At 61.1% G+C, this 15,805-nt stretch carries 13 protein-coding genes; 2 read left to right on the top strand and 11 right to left on the bottom strand.

Translation table 11 applies throughout. The features are described 5' to 3' along the window. Positions 1–126: 126 nt before the first annotated feature. The 4 genes from MET49242_RS21760 to pdhA all read right to left on the bottom strand — a co-directional run bounded on the left by MET49242_RS21760 (position 127) and on the right by pdhA (position 4,789). Positions 127–1,512 (bottom strand): cytochrome P450, encoded by a 1,386-nt coding sequence (locus MET49242_RS21760; RefSeq protein WP_084679265.1) that lies wholly within the window; start codon positions 1,510–1,512, stop codon positions 127–129. 130 nt (positions 1,513–1,642) lie between these two features. Continuing rightward, positions 1,643–2,749, bottom strand: coding sequence for a dihydrolipoamide acetyltransferase family protein (locus MET49242_RS21755; RefSeq protein WP_036286022.1), 1,107 nt, complete (start codon positions 2,747–2,749; stop codon positions 1,643–1,645). Then, a complete protein-coding gene (locus MET49242_RS21750) occupies positions 2,749–3,750 on the bottom strand; it encodes an alpha-ketoacid dehydrogenase subunit beta (protein WP_305809092.1) in 1,002 nt (333 codons plus the stop codon). Before MET49242_RS21750 ends, MET49242_RS21755 begins: the two co-directional genes overlap by 1 nt. Continuing rightward, on the bottom strand, positions 3,734–4,789 hold the full coding sequence (gene pdhA, locus MET49242_RS21745; RefSeq protein WP_244430868.1) for a pyruvate dehydrogenase (acetyl-transferring) E1 component subunit alpha: 1,056 nt from the start codon (positions 4,787–4,789) through the stop codon (positions 3,734–3,736). The genes MET49242_RS21750 and pdhA overlap by 17 nt, the downstream gene beginning before the upstream one ends. Positions 4,790–4,986: 197 nt before the next feature. Between pdhA and MET49242_RS21740 the strand changes: the two genes are divergently transcribed. Both MET49242_RS21740 and MET49242_RS21735 read left to right on the top strand, forming a co-directional pair. Then, positions 4,987–6,108: a Glu/Leu/Phe/Val dehydrogenase gene (locus MET49242_RS21740; RefSeq protein WP_036286018.1), complete on the top strand. Its 1,122-nt coding sequence runs from the start codon at positions 4,987–4,989 to the stop codon at positions 6,106–6,108. Positions 6,109–6,152: 44 nt separating this feature from the next. Then, positions 6,153–6,965, top strand: coding sequence for an IS5 family transposase (locus tag MET49242_RS21735; RefSeq protein ID WP_036279258.1), 813 nt, complete (start codon positions 6,153–6,155; stop codon positions 6,963–6,965). A 6-nt stretch (positions 6,966–6,971) separates the two neighbouring features. Here the strand turns inward: MET49242_RS21735 and MET49242_RS21730 are convergent, their stop codons facing one another. The 7 genes from MET49242_RS21730 to MET49242_RS21700 form a co-directional block, all read right to left on the bottom strand. Beyond that, positions 6,972–8,162, bottom strand: coding sequence for an acetyl-CoA C-acyltransferase (locus MET49242_RS21730; protein ID WP_036286016.1), 1,191 nt, complete (start codon positions 8,160–8,162; stop codon positions 6,972–6,974). A 45-nt stretch (positions 8,163–8,207) separates the two neighbouring features. After that, positions 8,208–9,272, bottom strand: a complete 1,065-nt coding sequence (locus MET49242_RS21725; protein ID WP_036286014.1) for an enoyl-CoA hydratase/isomerase family protein — start codon at positions 9,270–9,272, stop codon at positions 8,208–8,210. A 7-nt stretch (positions 9,273–9,279) separates the two neighbouring features. Beyond that, on the bottom strand, positions 9,280–10,434 hold the full coding sequence (locus MET49242_RS21720; protein WP_036289131.1) for an acyl-CoA dehydrogenase family protein: 1,155 nt from the start codon (positions 10,432–10,434) through the stop codon (positions 9,280–9,282). A 102-nt stretch (positions 10,435–10,536) separates the two neighbouring features. Beyond that, positions 10,537–11,442, bottom strand: coding sequence for a hydroxymethylglutaryl-CoA lyase (locus tag MET49242_RS21715; RefSeq protein ID WP_036286012.1), 906 nt, complete (start codon positions 11,440–11,442; stop codon positions 10,537–10,539). Then, on the bottom strand, positions 11,439–13,451 hold the full coding sequence (locus MET49242_RS21710; RefSeq protein WP_036286010.1) for a biotin carboxylase N-terminal domain-containing protein: 2,013 nt from the start codon (positions 13,449–13,451) through the stop codon (positions 11,439–11,441). The genes MET49242_RS21715 and MET49242_RS21710 overlap by 4 nt, the downstream gene beginning before the upstream one ends. After that, a complete protein-coding gene (locus MET49242_RS21705; protein WP_036286008.1) occupies positions 13,441–14,247 on the bottom strand; it encodes an enoyl-CoA hydratase-related protein in 807 nt (268 codons plus the stop codon). Before MET49242_RS21705 ends, MET49242_RS21710 begins: the two co-directional genes overlap by 11 nt. Positions 14,248–14,253: 6 nt before the next feature. Further along, positions 14,254–15,798, bottom strand: a complete 1,545-nt coding sequence (locus tag MET49242_RS21700; RefSeq protein WP_305809096.1) for a carboxyl transferase domain-containing protein — start codon at positions 15,796–15,798, stop codon at positions 14,254–14,256. Positions 15,799–15,805 lie beyond the last annotated feature (7 nt).

The raw sequence follows: 15,805 nt of genomic DNA, 5'->3' as shown, positions 1-15,805 counted from the left end.
ATCAAATTACTAATACGAAACGGTAACCGAGAACGAATGATTGTCAAGCGAATGACGGGCCAGGCGCAGGCGCATGTTCGCCGAAGTCGTAGTTATCTGATGGATCAGTCCAGCGCGCCAATTTCATCATGACATCGACCTCAGCCTGACCTGTAGTCCGTCGCGCGGCTGCGGAATAGGCCAGTATTTCCACTCCGGCCTGTATTCGGGAGCGGGCAAAATTTTCGCCCTCGTCAACAAATGATGGATGAAGCATTTCGCCTGCATATGTGCGAAATGCGTTCCAAGACACATGTGCGCGCCTCCGCCGAATGGCGCGAAGGCGTATTTGTGACGCGCGCGTTTCGCTTGATCAGTGAAGCGCAGCGGATCAAACTTTTCCGGCTGCGGCCAGACATCCGGCATGCGGTGCGTATAGAGCAGATCGATATTCACCCGCGCGCCGGCCGGAATACGAAAACCTGCGAATTCCGTCTCTCGCACGGCGCAACGCAGGATCGAGGGCGCAGGCGGGATGAGCCTCAGCGACTCCTCGAAAGCCATTTCCGTCAAAGACAGTTTGTCCAGCAAATCATAGGGCAAGGGTTCGCCCGCCGCGAGGCCGAGAGCCTCGTGCTCTTCCCGCAAATTTTCCTGCCAGTCAGGATTGACCATGAGGAAATAGACGAAGGAGGAAAGCGACGAGGCAAGCGTGTCATGCGCGGCCATCATCAGGAAGCTCATATGGTCGATCACTTCCTGTGGCGTCAGCAATGCGCCGTCGTCCGTTGTCGCCTTGCAGAGCTGAGTAAAAATGTCATCGCCGTCGCCCGCGCGGCGGCTGGAAATCTGTCGGCCGAAATAGTCGACGATGAACTTCCTTCCCTTGACGCCGCGATACATCTGTGTGCCCGGAAGGGGACGACGCACGACCGCGACGATTGCCGCGACCATTTCAGTCAAGGCGCTTTTGACCGCCTGGACATCCGGTCCAATTTCCTCGCCGAGGAAGGAAACAGCGGCGAGGTCGAGCGTCATCTGTTTGATCGCCGGGTAGAAGCGCAGATCCGGCGATGTTTTAAGCCATCCATCGATTCCCGATGCGATCCCGCGGTTGAGATTTTCGAGATAGGATTTCATCGGGCCGGATTTGAAAGCGACAGATAACGCCTTGCGATGCAGGCGATGCTCGTCGAAATCGAGCAGCAGCAGCCCGCGCGGGAAGAGCAATTCAAGGATGCGCCCCCAGCCATGAGTCGACGAAAAGAGCCTGGCCAGATCCATCAAAACAAACTCATTGGCCTCGGGGCCGAGCAGCGAGATCGAGCGCCCGCCGAAGACGCGGCTGCGATACACATTACCGTATTTCGCAGCGAAGCGCTCCACTACGCCTTTGGGATCGACGACATACTGCAATGTGTTGCCGACGAACGGCCAGCCATCCGTGCCGGGAATATGCGCGAGCGTGCTTAGCGGCGGCTCCGGAATGGCGGACGCAACCGCGGCCTTGGCGTCGAAAATGATCGAGCTCATGGAAATCCGCCAAAAACAATTATAGCGCCGAAAATTAACTTACCTCGCAACGGGGGCGGGACAAGTAAAAAACAGAAATCTCAAACTCGGCCGCGGGGCGCACACGTTACCAGAGTGACGCGTCGGAGCGTTACTGTGGCAGCCCCAGATCGGCGATCATCGCCGCAAGGAACCGTCCGCCCTCGCCGCCCGAAACGACCCTGTGGTCGAAAGTAAGACTCAAGGGAATGACGCGATGCACGGCTACGCCGCCGTCCACGGCGACGACGTCTCGCCTTATGCGACCGGCGCCGACGATCGCGACGGTCGGCGGCAACACGACAGGAGCGGCGTAGCGCCCGGCGATCATGCCGAAGTTCGAGAGCGTGATCGTCGCGCCGCGCAACTCCTCCGGCGGAATGCGACGGGCGGCCACATCGGCGCGCATCCGGTCGAGTCCCTGGCGCAAATCCGCCGGGTCACGATCCGCCACATCGCGCAGCACCGGCACGAAAAGCCCTTCGGGCAAGTCCACCGCGATCCCAAGGTCGATCCTGCGCAGAACGCGCCGCGCGAGCGACTGGCTTTCAAACCATGCGTTCAGCGCGGGCTCCGCCCGACATCCTTTCACAAGAGCGCGGATCAATCTTATCGTCACATCGGCCCCCTCTGGCCAGGCGTCGATGTCGGCGTCGTCCATTATCGTCGCGGCGGCGACTTCAGCTTGAGCTACGGCCATGTTTTGCGCCATGGCGCGACGGAAACCGCGAAGCGGTTCGGCCGGCTCCGCCTCGCTCAGGATTCGAGCAACCCGCTGGACGTCCGCCGCCGTGATGACGCCATCGGCTCCAGAAGGCGTCACGATCGAGAGATCGACATTGAGCTTGTGCGCCAGAGCCCTCACCGCGGGAATGGCGCGGATGGCGGCTCCCGCGCGCCCGACCGAGACAGGCGCCTCCTGCACGACGCGCGCGCTGGTTTCAACCGAGCCGACGACGGTCCCGGCGTCTTCTTCCTCCTCGCTCGCACCCTCGAATGCGATCAGAGGCGCGCCGACCCGGACGATGTCTCCCGCCTGCGCGAACAACCGCTCGACACGCCCCGCGCGCGGCGAAGGAATTTCCACCACCGCCTTCGCCGTTTCCACCGCAACCAATGGCTGATCGATGGCGACCGTGTCGCCAGGCTTCACGCGCCATTCGACAAGCTCGGCCTCCTGCAAACCCTCGCCGAGATCAGGGAGTCGAAAAGTCTTCATCACGCCTCCATGACCTTGCGCACAGCGTCAATGATGCGTTCGATGCTGGGGATATATTGGTTTTCAAGCCGCGCGAGCGGCACCACAACGTCGTATCCCGTTACGCGCCTCGGCGGCGCAAGCAGCGAATAGAGCGCCCGCTCGGCGATTTCGGCGGCGATTTCGGCCCCGAAGCCGGCCGTCCGGGGCGCTTCATGCACGATGACGCATCGGCCCGTTTTTTCAACCGATCGCAGAATGGTTTCCATATCGAGCGGCTTGATCGTCGCGACGTCGATCACCTCCGCCGCGGTTCCCTCTTGCGCAAGATTGTCGGCCGCCGCCAGAACCTGCTGCGTCATCGCGCCCCATGTGACGAGTGTCACGTCCTTCCCTTCACGAAGCAGGAAGCATGTGTCGAGAGGAAGCGCCTGACCATCATCGACGACTTCCTCCCGAAAGAGTCGATACAACCGCGTCGGTTCGAGAAAGACGACAGGATCAGGATCGCGCATTGCAGCGAGCAGCAGACCGTAAGCGCGGGACGGCGAAGACGGGATAACGACACGCAGTCCCGGCATATGGGCGAAAAGCGCCTCCGGACTTTCGGAGTGATGTTCCGGCGCATGGATTCCCGCGCCGAAAGGTGAGCGCAGCACCATAGGGCACGTCAGGCGCCCGCGCGTGCGATGACGCATTCGCGACGCGTGATTGATCATCTGATCCATTGTAGGATAGATAAAACCGGTGAATTGAATCTCCGCGACCGGCTTGAGCCCCATCGCCGCCATACCGACGGCGACCCCCGCGATGGCGCTCTCCGCGAGTGGCGTGTCGATCACGCGCTCGGCGCCGAAACGCTTCTGAAGTCCGTTCGTCGCGCGAAACACGCCCCCATTCACGCCTATGTCCTCGCCGAGAAGCAATACGCTCTCGTCGCGCTCCATTTCATGCGCCAGCGCGAGATTGACCGCCTCCACGAGCGTCGCTTCCATCGCCCGCGCCTCATTGCCCTCCAGCATAGCGACGCGCCTCCTCTCGCTGGCTCTTCAACGCATCGGGCAGTACCGCATGAAGATGATCGAACATCGCGTCGATCTGTTGCGGCGGGGTCGCCAGATATTTTTCGACGGCTTTTTCAACTTCTTCCGCGCATTCCTTCAGGAGCGCTGTTTCCTTCTCCGGCGTCCACAGACCCGTGTCCACGAGAAGATTACGCAACCGGGCGACGGGCTCCCGCCCCCATTCGCGCTGCACGATCTCCGGATCACGATAGCGCGTCGCGTCATCGGCAGTCGTGTGATCCCCCAACCGGTAGGTGAGCGCCTCGATCACCGTCGGCCCGCCGCCGCTGCGCGCCTTCTCGATTGCGCGGCGCGCCGCGTCATAAACGGCGAGAACGTCATTGCCGTCGACTTGCAAGCCCTCGACGCCCGCAGCGACACCCTTCTGCGCGAGCGTTTCCGCTGCGCTCTCCAATGTCCGCGGCGTGGAAATCGCCCAACCGTTGTTGTTGATGACGATGACGACCGGCGTTTTCCATACGCCGGCCATGTTGAGCGGCTCGTAGAAACCGCCATTGGCCGTTCCGCCGTCGCCGATGAAACAAACGGCGACACGATTCTCTCCTTTTCTCTTGAAAGCATAAGCGGCGCCGACCGCATGCGCGACCTGAGTGGCGACCGGCACGCAATTGGGGAAATCCGAACGCGACGCCGAGAAATCGCTGCCGCGTTCGTCGCCGCCCCAATAGAGAAGGCATTCAACCATCGTCATGCCGCGTAGAAATTGCGCGGCATGATCGCGATAGGAAGGCACAAGCACGTCTCGCGCCTCCATTGCGGATGCGACGCCGACGCCCACGGCCTCCTGGCCGAGCGAGGAAGCGAAGGTTCCAAGTTTCCCCGTGCGCTGCAGCGCAATCGCCTTACCGTCGAAGACCCGCGATTTGGTCATTGCGCGATAGAAGCGCAGGAGGAGTTCGTCCCTCGGGGAAAGCTCGCCGGGCGGCGATGCTTCGCGACCATCGGGCGGAAGGGACTGCGGAGCGTCAGGTCTCACGTCAGATTCCATATGACGAACCATTGGTTTTCGAGCGATTCACCCAATTTTAGTTTAGAGCACGGTTCCTCTTTTTCATGCGGCCCGCCCGAGATTTTTTCGGCTCGCCCCCTCCGGATATAAAGAATACCGTTCGGTGAGACCCGGTTGGAACCCAAGGCGCTTGACAGCTCGGTTCGGCGCACAACGTAAAACGCATGTCAACAAATGTTCGTCATGACCCCTTTTCGTTCTGCGACGAATTCGGTCCAGCCAAGATCGTCCATATCCACACGCCGTCAGTGGGTCTTCGCGCCATTGTCGTCATCGATAATGTGAGCGCCGGGCCCGCAATTGGCGGCACGCGCATGGCCCCGGACGTGAGCACAATGGAATGTTTTCGGCTCGCGCGCGCCATGACGCTGAAAAACGCCGCCTGCGGCTTGCGGCACGGCGGCGCGAAATCGGTGATCTTCGGCGACCCGAAGATGCCGCTTCGCGAGAAGGAGCAGTTGATCCGCGCCTTCGCAACGGCCATCCGGCAACTGGAAGACTACATCCCCGGTCCGGACATGGGCACGGACGAAATAGCCATGGCCTGGGTCCACGACGAGATCGGGCGCTCGGTCGGACTACCCGCGGAGATTGGCGGCATTCCGCTCGACGAGATCGGCGCGACCGGCTTCGGCGTCGCCATCGCCGCTGAAGTCGCAGCTCCCTTCGCCAAGATTTCGCTGGATGGGGCGCGCGTCGTTGTGCAAGGCTTCGGCGCCGTGGGTCAGCACGCGGCCCGCTTCCTCGCGAAGAAGGGCGCGCGACTTGTCGCCGCTTCGGACACCGGCGGAGCGATCACCGATACGGCAGGGCTGGACATCGAGGCGCTGGTAAAGCTGAAAGAAGCCGGCAAGAGCGTTGTCGAGCATCAGCACGGCGAAGTGATGGATGGCGCCGCCCTCACGGCGCTCCCCTGTGAAATCTGGATCCCCGCCGCGCGGCCCGACGTCTTACGCGCCGACAATGTCGATCTTCTCGATTGCAAGCTGGTCGTGCAGGGCGCGAATGTGCCCGCGACCGCTGAAGCGGAGCGGCGCATGTTCGAACGCGGCATCGTCAGCGTGCCGGACTTTATCGCCAATGCAGGCGGAGTCATATGCGCCGCGACCGAATACGCCGGCGGCGGCGAGGCGACCGCTTTCGCCGCGATAAAAGAGAAAATCGGCCGGAACACGAAGATTACGCTCGAGCGCGCCCATGTAGTCGGCGCGCCGCCGATAGAGGCGGCTACGACCCTTGCCGTCGAGCGCTTGCGCGCGATGATGCAACTGCGTCGATGGCGCTAGAGGGTGTTATGTACTTTGGTGATTGATTGTCTTAGTAGAATCGGATGTCTCCGATTCGCAAACCTTATCCGTCTGACGTCAGCGACGAAGAATGGTCGCTGGTTGCGCCTTATCTGACGCTCATGGACGAAGGCGCGCCGCAGCGTCAACATTCGCTGCGCGAGCTGTTCAACGGCCTGCGTTACGTGCTGCGCTACGGCATCGCCTGGCGCGCCATGCCCAACGATCTGCCGCCATGGTTCGCCGTGTATCAACAATCGCAGCGCTGGCTGTCGGCGGGCGTGTTCGAGGCGCTTGCGCAGGATCTGCGCGCCCAGTTGCGCGTCGCTTCCGGGCGGGCGGCGGAGCCGACGGCGGCGATCATCGACAGCCGCACCTTGCGCTCGACCCCTGAGAGCGGCCCACGAGCGGGCTATGACGGCGCGAAGCGAAAGCGCGGCTCGAAGCTGCACATGGCAGTCGACACATTGGGCCATTTGCTGGCGTTGCATGTCACGCCGGCGAATGTCGATGACCGCGCCGAGGTCGGCAAGCTCATCGCAGCCGTGCAGGATGTGACAGGCGAAAGCGTCGAACTCGTTTATGTCGATCAGGGCTACACCGGCGAAAAGGCGTCCGAGGCCGCAAAGGCGCAGGGCGCCGAGCTTTGCGTCGTCAAACTCGCCGAGGCCAAAAAAGGCTTCGTGTTGCTGCCCAAGCGCTGGGTGGTCGAGCGTTCATTCGCCTGGGCGACGCGATGCAGGCGGCTCGTCAAAGACTACGAGCGCTATGCTCAGACCCTCGCAGGACTCCACGTCGTCGCCTTCGCATGTCTCATGCTCAAGCGCGCAGCAGATTTCATGATCCAAGGTGCATAACACCCTCTAGAAGCTACGCTCTATTGCAATGGCGGTCGCCTCACCCCCGCCGATGCAGAGCGCCGCGACGCCCCTGCGAAGGTCATTTAGCTCCAACGCCGCCAGCAGCGTAACGACAATCCTCGCGCCCGATGCGCCGATGGGATGCCCGAGCGCGCAGGCGCCGCCGTGAATATTCACCTTGTCTCGCGGAAGTCCGAGGTCGCGCATCGCGGCCATGACAACGACCGCAAAAGCCTCGTTGATTTCGTAAAGGTCTATGTCCTGGAGCCGCCACCCTGTCTTATCGAGCAGCTTGCGGATGGCCTCGATGGGCGCCGTCGGAAAGTCGCCAGGGGCGCCGGCATGTGTGGCGTGTGCGACAATCTGCGCTCGCGGGGTCAAGCCCCGCCGTTCGACATGAGCGAGACTCGTGAGCGTGACCGCGGCGGCGCCATCGGATATCGAACTGGAGTTGGCGGCCGTGATCGTGCCTCCCTCCCGGAAGGCCGGCTTGAGTTTGCCTATTTCATCAGGCCGCGCCTTTGCCGGAAGTTCATCCTGCGAAATCGTGCGCTCGCTCTTCCCATCCCGCACCGTCAGCGAAGCGATTTCCTGCTCGAAGAAATCGAGTGAGGCGGCGCGTTGCGCCCGCAGCAGCGACTCCGTTGCGTATTCGTCCTGCATGTCACGTGTGAACTGGTAGGCCGTCGCGCAATCCTCAGCGAAGGATCCCATCAATCTGCCCTGTTCATAGGCGTCTTCGAGACCGTCCAGAAACATATGGTCGAGAACCTTGCGATGCCCCATTCGATAGCCTTGCCGAGCGCGATCGAGGAGATAGGGCGCGTTGCTCATACTCTCCATGCCGCCCGCAACCATGATCCGAACGCTTCCCGCCGCCAGCTGATCATGCGCCAGCATGATCGCCTTCATACCCGAGCCGCACATCTTGTTAATCGTGACGCAACCCGCGGCTTCCGTCAGGCCAGCGCCCAGGGCCGCCTGTCTCGCCGGCGCCTGTCCCTGCCCGGCCGTCAGGACGCAGCCCATAGCCACCTCGTCAATTTCTTCAAACGACAGACCGGCCCGCAAAACAGCCGCCTCGATGGCCCGCGCGCCGAGCCGGGGCGCCGGCGCATTTTTTAGATCGCCGAGAAATCCGCCGATCGGCGTTCGAGCGGCTCCGACGATGACCATGGGGCTCGAAGGTTTCATCGGAACGCCCTTCCTGTCCAAGTAAATGCGAAGCCTGCTCGATTTTCAGGCCAACTCCGCCCAGGCTCGAAAAACAGGTTCCTGATCGCCGTCGCCCCTCAGAATCTCGGCAACCGTTCGTTCGTCGACCTCTGCGAGCGTCGCCGGCGACCATTTCGGATTTCGGTCCTTGTCAACGACAGCGGCGCGAATACCCTCATAAAGATCGTGCGAATGCAACAGACTGCAAGCGGCGCGAAACTCGTTCGTGAGGCATGTCTCCAGGTGGTCCGCGGCGGCGGCGCGACTCAGTAAGGCGTGCGTCACCTTCAGGCTCGTCGGCGACTTTTGCGAAATTTGGTTTGCGGCGGCGACGGCGAATTCTGTATTGGCAGAATAAAGCGCTGCGATGATCTCCTCGACGCTGCTGTGCGCCATCGCCGTGTCCAGCAAAGTTTTGTTCCGCTCGAAAATTCCCACGGCGGCTTCCTCCTCGAAAGTCCGAAGGATCGCGTCGACGTCCTTCGCTTCCACGATCGTCGACAAGCGCCTCTCCAGTTCGGCGGCGTCATGCGATCTGATCGCCATGTCGGCCAGCCCAACATGAATTGCGTCCGTCGCCGTGACCGCCGCTCCCGACAAAGCCATATAGACGCCAGCGCCGCCATTGCGAGTAAGAAGCCATGTGCCGCCTACGTCGGGGATGAAGCCGATACCGGTTTCCGGCATGGCGATCCGTGTGCGCTCCGTAACGAGCCGGCGATTGCCATGCGCTGAAATCCCCACGCCGCCGCCCATGACGAGGCCATCCATGATAACGATAAAGACCTTGGGAAATGACGCGATACGCGCGTTGAGCTGATATTCCTCCCGCCAGAAGATCTTGTAATAGTCCTTGTTCTTATCGCGAAGATCGTAGAGCGTACGAATGTCGCCGCCGGCGCAAAGCCCGCGTTCGCCTTCTCCACTAACCAAAACGGCCAGGATTTCGGGATCGGCTCCGAACTCGTCGAGCGCCGCAGAAAAGGATCGCACCATACCGAGGGTCAGACTATTCAGCGCTTTTGGCCGATTGAGAATTATACGCCCGAGGCGACCGACGCGTGAAACGAGAAGTTCGTTGCTTGTCATGCAATCCTCAGCTTCGTAACAGATTGCGAGCCACGATCAATCGCATGATTTCATTCGTTCCCTCCAGGATTTGATGGACCCGCAGATCACGAACGATCTTTTCGACGCCATAGTCGCAGAGATAGCCGTAGCCCCCATGCAATTGCAAAGCGTTGTTGGCGACGTCGAAACCCACATCGGTCGCGACGCGCTTGGCCATGGCGCAGAGAATTGACGCATCCTTCGCCTTTGCGTCGAGCGCCGCAGCGGCACGCCACAGCAAGGCCCGCGCCGTCTCCAATCCGGTCGCCATGTCTGCGAGACGGAATTGCAGGGCCTGAAAATCATCGAGCGGTTTTCCGAAAGCCTTTCGCTCACGCATATAATCAAGAGTTTTCATCAGGGTGGATTGAGCTCCGCCGAGCGAACAGGCCCCGATGTTCAGTCGGCCGCCATCCAGGCCCGCCATGGCGATCTTGAATCCCGCGCCCTCCTCTCCCAACATATTTTCCGCTGGGACACGGCAATTTTCGAAAAATATCGCCCGCGTCGGCTGCGCATTCCAGCCCATCTTTCGCTCATTGCTCCCGAAGCGCATGCCATGCGATGTGCCTTCGATGACAAAGGTCGACACGCCGCCGGGACCATCCTGCCCAGTGCGAGCCATCACAATATAAAGATGCCGATCGCCGCCGGCGGACGCGCCCGAGATAAACTGCTTTTCTCCATTAACAACGTAAACGTCTCCGTCGCGTTCTGCTCGCGTGCGCAGCGCCGCCGCGTCGGAGCCGCAGCCGGGTTCGGTGAGGCAGTAGCTCGACAGCGTCTCCATGGAAACAAGACGCGGCAACCATTCCCGGCGCTGACGCGGCGAACCGAAAACGTCGATCATTCCGGCGCACATATTGTGAATCGAGAGATAGGCGGCGATCGTGGGGCAGCCGTTCGCCAACGCTTCGAATATCAATGCCGCGTCGAAGCGGCTGAGGGCTGCGCCACCGTGTTCCTCGCCGACCGTAATCGCAGCCATTCCCAAGGCTGCCGCTTCCCGGAGCGTGTCGACTGGGAAGAACTTCTCCCTGTCCCATTCGACCGCGTAAGGAGCGATCCTTTCGCGCGCGAAGTTCATCGCCATCTCGCGTATGGCCAATTGTTCGTCGCTCAATCCGAACAAGTACTGCATCGCTTCGCATCTCGTCAGCAAAATGCAACAACGCTTTTGCGCTTTTTTGAATCTGTCGCGGACAACCGGTTCCGGCAAGGCTTCCATCGGCTCGCGACTCGCTCAGTTCCTCCGGGCGGCAAAAGCTTGCGCGACGCGACCCGCTGGCTTGCGACCCAACTCCCCGCAGATGAATGCGCCGGCTTCCAGTAAAGCGTCGAGATCGACGCCCGTTTCGATCCCCATGCCATCCAGCATGTATACGAGGTCCTCAGTTGCGACATTGCCGGCGGCTCCGGGCGCATGGGGGCACCCGCCAAGCCCTGCGACCGAACTGTCGACAACGGACACCCCCGCCTCAAGGCAGGAGAATATATTCGCCAGCGCCTGCCCATATGTGTCATGAAAATGAACCGCGAGGCTTTCGATCGGCGTCTCGCGCGACACTACTTCAACAAGGTTCCGCGCCACCAGGGGCGTGCCGACGCCAATCGTGTCGCCAAGAGAGATTTCATAGCATCCCATCTCGCGAAGCCTTCCGGCGATCTCCGCTACGCGCGCGGGCGACACCTTGCCTTCATAGGGGCAGCCGAGAACGCAGGAGACATAGCCGCGAACCACGACCCCACGCCTTCTCGCCGCCCCGGCGACATGCGCAAAACGATCCAGACTCTCATCAATCGAGCAGTTGAGATTACTGCGCGAGAAGGTCTCCGTCGCGGAGGCAAACACCGCGATCTCCTTTGCGCCAGCGGCGAGCGCCGCCTCCAGACCCACCAAATTCGCCGCCAGAACGGACAATCTTGCACCCGTGCCTGAGGCCAAACGCGCGAGGACTTCGCCGCTCGCCGCCATCTGGGGAACCGATTTCGATGAAACGAAACTTCCCGCCTCGATGCGAGTCAATCCGGCCTTCGCCAGAAGCCTTATCAATTGCGCCCTGGCGTCGATCGAGAGGATCGCGGCTTCGTTCTGGAGACCGTCGCGGGGACCGACTTCGACGATGCGCACCTTCTCGGGCAATGTCATGTCGGCGCCTCGTCGACAAGCTCTATCAATTCGGCGCCCTCCCTAGCGGTTTCTCCTTCGACACAATGGACGCTTGCAACCATGCCGTCGCGCGGCGCCGTCAGCGTCACCTCCATCTTCATTGCTTCGAGAACGACGAGAGGGGCGCCTTTCCTCACGCTCTCGCCCGCGTCGACGAGGACCCGCGTCACTCTCGCCGGAAATGGCGTGCTCAGGCTTCGCTCGGCGGCGGTTTCATTTGGAGCGGGCGACAAGGGATCGATGAGATGGAGATGATGGTTGCGCCCTGCCAGAATGACGACACAGCCATCGTCTCGCCGTACAATCCCGAGCTCACGCTTGACGCCATCGACGCGCACATTTGTCCTGTCACCGTCACGTATAGCCACCACGATGACAGATTGCGAAAATGCGTCGAGTTGAAAGTCGCCGTCGGAATGTGGAAGCACGCGCGCGCAATGTATCTCGCCGTCCAGACTGAAGCGCAAGCCGAAATAGCCTCTTCCATGAACGCGCCATGCATCGCATTGCGACCATGGCGACCACGGGTCGCCGATCTCCCTCGCGGCGCAATTATCACGCTCATGCAGGTCGGCTATCCACATCGCCGTCCCCGCCGCCAGGATAAATATCATATCGTCTTGCGGGCTTGTGTGTGTGACCGTCAGTTCATCTCCAGCGGCCTCGATGAAACCGGTATCGTACGAGCCGTCGAGAAAGCGTGGATCGCGCGCAAGCGCTCTTAAAAAATCGAGATTGGTCGCTACGCCGACCAGCTCGGTTGAATCGAGTGCTTCTTGCAGTCTTTGTATGGCGTCGCCACGCGTCCCGTCGTAAACAACAAGTTTTGCGATCAGCGAGTCATAATGCTGGGTCACGCGATCGCCGCGCCGGACCCCGGTGTCCACACGAACCGTCACGCTCTCGCCGGGCTTTCGGAAATGCTCGATCACTCCGATGGAAGGAAGAAAATCGCGCGCTGGATCTTCGGCGCAGATACGCGCTTCGATCGCGCAACCCCGCATGACGAGCGCATCCTGCTTCACCGGCAAGGGCTCCCCGCAGGCAACACGAAACTGCCATTCCACCAAATCCAGACCTGTGACCATTTCCGTCACTGGGTGCTCCACTTGCAACCGCGTATTCATCTCGAGAAAATAAAACGCGTCGTCCTGGCAGAGGAATTCGATCGTTCCCGCGCCGACGTAGCCCGCCGCGCGCGCCGCATTCGCGGCTGCGGCGCGCATCTCGCGGCGCATATTTTCGGAGAGCCCGCACGCGGGCGTCTCTTCCAATATTTTCTGATGACGCCGCTGTATCGAGCAATCTCTTTCAATAAAAGTATCCACTTCACCATATGCGTCGGCGAAAATCTGGATTTCGATATGCCGCGGCCGCAACAGATATTTCTCGAGCAACAATCGCCCGTCGCCGAAGGACCCCACAGCTTCGCGCGCCGCGCTTTCGAGAGCGGCGGCTAGTTCACTCATTCTCCGAACGACACGCATACCTCGCCCGCCGCCGCCGGCCGAAGCTTTGACGAGAAGCGGAAAGCCAATATTTTCGGCGGCGGCCGACATGGTCGCCTCGTCCGTCGCGGCTCCGTGATAGCCCGGCAATATCGGCACCCCCACCCGTTCCATCAACGATTTCGCCGACCCCTTGGAGCCCATTAATCGCATCGCGTTTGGCGGCGGCCCAACAAAAATCACGCCAGCCTGCGAGCAGCGTTCCGCGAAGTCCGCATTCTCTGCGAGGAACCCATATCCGGGGTGTATCGCCTGCGCGCCCGAGCGCCGCGCAATGTCCAATATCTTGTCAATTGAAAGGTAACTTTCCCGAGCTGGCGCAGGGCCAATCGGCCAGGCCTCATCGGCGACCTCGACATGGAGCGCCGCCTTATCGGCTTCTGAATAGACTGCGACTGTTGCAATACCCATCCGTCGCGCTGTTCTTGCAATACGACAGGCGATTTCCCCTCGATTGGCGATCAGCAATTTATGAAACATTCGCGCCGCCCGGCCCTGCGCGCCACCATGGCGCGCGCTTTTCGAGGAAAGCGCTCAATCCTTCGCGCCCCTCGGACGATACGCGGCGCGCCGCCAACCTTTGCGCCGTCTCCATCACCAACTGCTCGTCGATGGACCTCCCTTCGCACAGGCGCATCAGAGCCTTCGCGTCTGCCTGCGCGCAAGGCGCGCCAAGCAAAATTGCCTCGATGATCCGATCGAGCAGCTTCGGCAACTCCGCTTCTTGCGCAAGATCGTGGATGAGTCCGATGTCCGCTGCGCGCCTGGCGCCGATTACCTCGGCCGTGACGAAGTAGCGGCGCGCTTGGCGTATCCCGATCGACCTCGTCACGTAAGGACCGACTACTGCAGGAATAAGACCGAGCCTCACTTCGCTCAGACAAAAACTTGCGCCTTCCGATGCAACGCCGACGTCGCAGCAGGCGACCAGCCCGACGCCGCCGCCGTAGACGGCGCCATGCGCTACCGCGATCGTCGGCTTCGACAACTGGTCCAGCGTTTTCATGAGCTCGGCGAGAGCGAGCGCGTCCGCCTCATTGTGTTCCGGCGCGCCATTCGCCAGTCTTTTCATCCATTCGATGTCTCCGCCTGAGCAGAAGCTCTCGCCGGCGCCCATCAAAACGACAATTCGGACGTCCGGCGCCGCTTCGAGCCGTCGCAACGCCTCGGTCAGATGTACGACGAGCATATCGTCGAGCGCATTTCGGCGTCCAGGGCGATTCAATGTCAGCGTCGTCACGCCGCGCGCGTCAGTCCTTTCCAGCAGGTCGCTCATTTCCCCTCACATGCGGAACAAGGAAAAATTGGTTTTCTCGATCGGCGCATTCAAGGACGCCGACAATGCGAGCGCCAACACGCGACGCGTATCCATCGGGTCGATAATGCCGTCATCCCAGAGTCGCGCACTTGAAAAGAGCGGATCACCCTGCCGTTCATATTGTTCGCGTATCGGCGCCGCGAACGCGTCCTCTGCTTCTGGCGACCAGCTTTCGCCGCGCGACTCGAGCGACCTGCGTCGCACGCGCGACAGGACACTGACCGCTTGATCAGCGCCCATCACGCTGATGCGGGCGTTTGGCCATGTCCAAAGAAATCGCGGTGAATAGGCGCGTCCGCCCATGGCGTAATTTCCCGCGCCGAAACTTCCGCCAACGATCACTGTGAATTTGGGAACGGCGGCCGTAGCGACCGCCGCAACCATCTTGGCGCCTTCCTTGGCGATCCCGCCGGCCTCATATTTCTCTCCGACCATGAAGCCTGTGGTGTTTTGCAGAAAAATCAGGGGGTTCTGGCGTTTCGCGCATAATTCGATGAAATGCGCGCCCTTCAGCGCGCTCTCGCCAAAGAGAATTCCGTTGTTTGCGACGATACCAACCGGATAGCCCCAGATATGGGCGAAGCCCGTAACGAGGGTTGTTCCGTAAAGCGCTTTGAACTCGTCGAATTCACTGCCGTCGACGATGCGGGCTATAATTTCGTGAATATCGAATTGCTTGCGACGATCCGCCGGAACGACGCCATAGATCTCGGCGAGATCGTATCTCGGGGGCGAAGGCTCTCGCAATGCAAGCGCATGGCGTGTCGGGCGCGCAAGGTTTGCGACGATGGCGCGCGTCAGTCCAAGCGCGTGAGCGTCGTCTTCAGCATAATAGTCCGCAACTCCGGAACGCCGGCAATGAACGTCGGCGCCGCCCAATTCCTCGGCCGTGACAACCTCTCCGGTAGCGGCTTCGACCAGCGGAGGACCCGCGAGGAAGATCGTGCCCTGGTTGCGAACAATTACCGACTCGTCGCACATCGCCGGGATATAGGCGCCGCCCGCCGTACAGGAACCCATAACCACGGCGATTTGGGCAATGCCCTTCGCAGACATCACGGCCTGATTGTAAAAGATGCGGCCGAAATGATCGCGATCGGGAAAGACCTCGTCCTGTGTCGGCAGATTCGCGCCGCCCGAGTCGACGAGGTAAATACACGGTAATTCATTCTGCGCGGCGATTTCCTGCGCGCGCAGATGTTTCTTAACGGTCATCGGGAAATAGGCGCCGCCTTTGACCGTCGCGTCATTGGCGACGATCATGCACTCCCGGCCGGCCACCCGACCAATTCCGGCGACGACGCCGGCCGACGCAACCCGGCCGTCATACATATCGTGCGCAGCGAATTGTCCAATTTCAAGAAAGGGCGACAGCGGATCGACGAGTGCGTCGATGCGCTCGCGCGCAAGCATTTTGCCGCGCGCCAGATGCCGCGCCCTCGCCTCATCGCCGCCGCCCCGGCAAATCATTGCCGACGTAGCACGCAACCTTGCGACGAGTTCGGCCATGGCTTCC

This window comes from Methylocystis sp. ATCC 49242, from assembly GCF_000188155.2.
In the GTDB taxonomy this organism is placed as follows: domain Bacteria; phylum Pseudomonadota; class Alphaproteobacteria; order Rhizobiales; family Beijerinckiaceae; genus Methylocystis.
The sequence above is the reverse complement of the archived record's forward strand: the minus strand, read 5'-3'. Positions and strand labels throughout refer to the sequence as shown.

Coding starts and splice junctions, on each gene's coding strand:
- MET49242_RS21760 (WP_084679265.1), bottom strand. CDS start 1,512: ATGAGCTCGATCATTTTCGACGCCAAGGCCGCGGTTGCGTCCGCCATT.
- MET49242_RS21705 (WP_036286008.1), bottom strand. CDS start 14,247: ATGAGCGACCTGCTGGAAAGGACTGACGCGCGCGGCGTGACGACGCTG.
- MET49242_RS21725 (WP_036286014.1), bottom strand. CDS start 9,272: ATGACAAGCAACGAACTTCTCGTTTCACGCGTCGGTCGCCTCGGGCGT.
- MET49242_RS21700 (WP_305809096.1), bottom strand. CDS start 15,798: ATGGCCGAACTCGTCGCAAGGTTGCGTGCTACGTCGGCAATGATTTGC.
- MET49242_RS21720 (WP_036289131.1), bottom strand. CDS start 10,434: ATGCAGTACTTGTTCGGATTGAGCGACGAACAATTGGCCATACGCGAG.
- MET49242_RS21750 (WP_305809092.1), bottom strand. CDS start 3,750: ATGCTGGAGGGCAATGAGGCGCGGGCGATGGAAGCGACGCTCGTGGAG.
- MET49242_RS21735 (WP_036279258.1), top strand. CDS start 6,153: ATGTCTCCGATTCGCAAACCTTATCCGTCTGACGTCAGCGACGAAGAA.
- MET49242_RS21755 (WP_036286022.1), bottom strand. CDS start 2,749: ATGAAGACTTTTCGACTCCCTGATCTCGGCGAGGGTTTGCAGGAGGCC.
- MET49242_RS21715 (WP_036286012.1), bottom strand. CDS start 11,442: ATGACATTGCCCGAGAAGGTGCGCATCGTCGAAGTCGGTCCCCGCGAC.
- MET49242_RS21730 (WP_036286016.1), bottom strand. CDS start 8,162: ATGAAACCTTCGAGCCCCATGGTCATCGTCGGAGCCGCTCGAACGCCG.
- MET49242_RS21710 (WP_036286010.1), bottom strand. CDS start 13,451: ATGTTTCATAAATTGCTGATCGCCAATCGAGGGGAAATCGCCTGTCGT.
- MET49242_RS21740 (WP_036286018.1), top strand. CDS start 4,987: ATGTCAACAAATGTTCGTCATGACCCCTTTTCGTTCTGCGACGAATTC.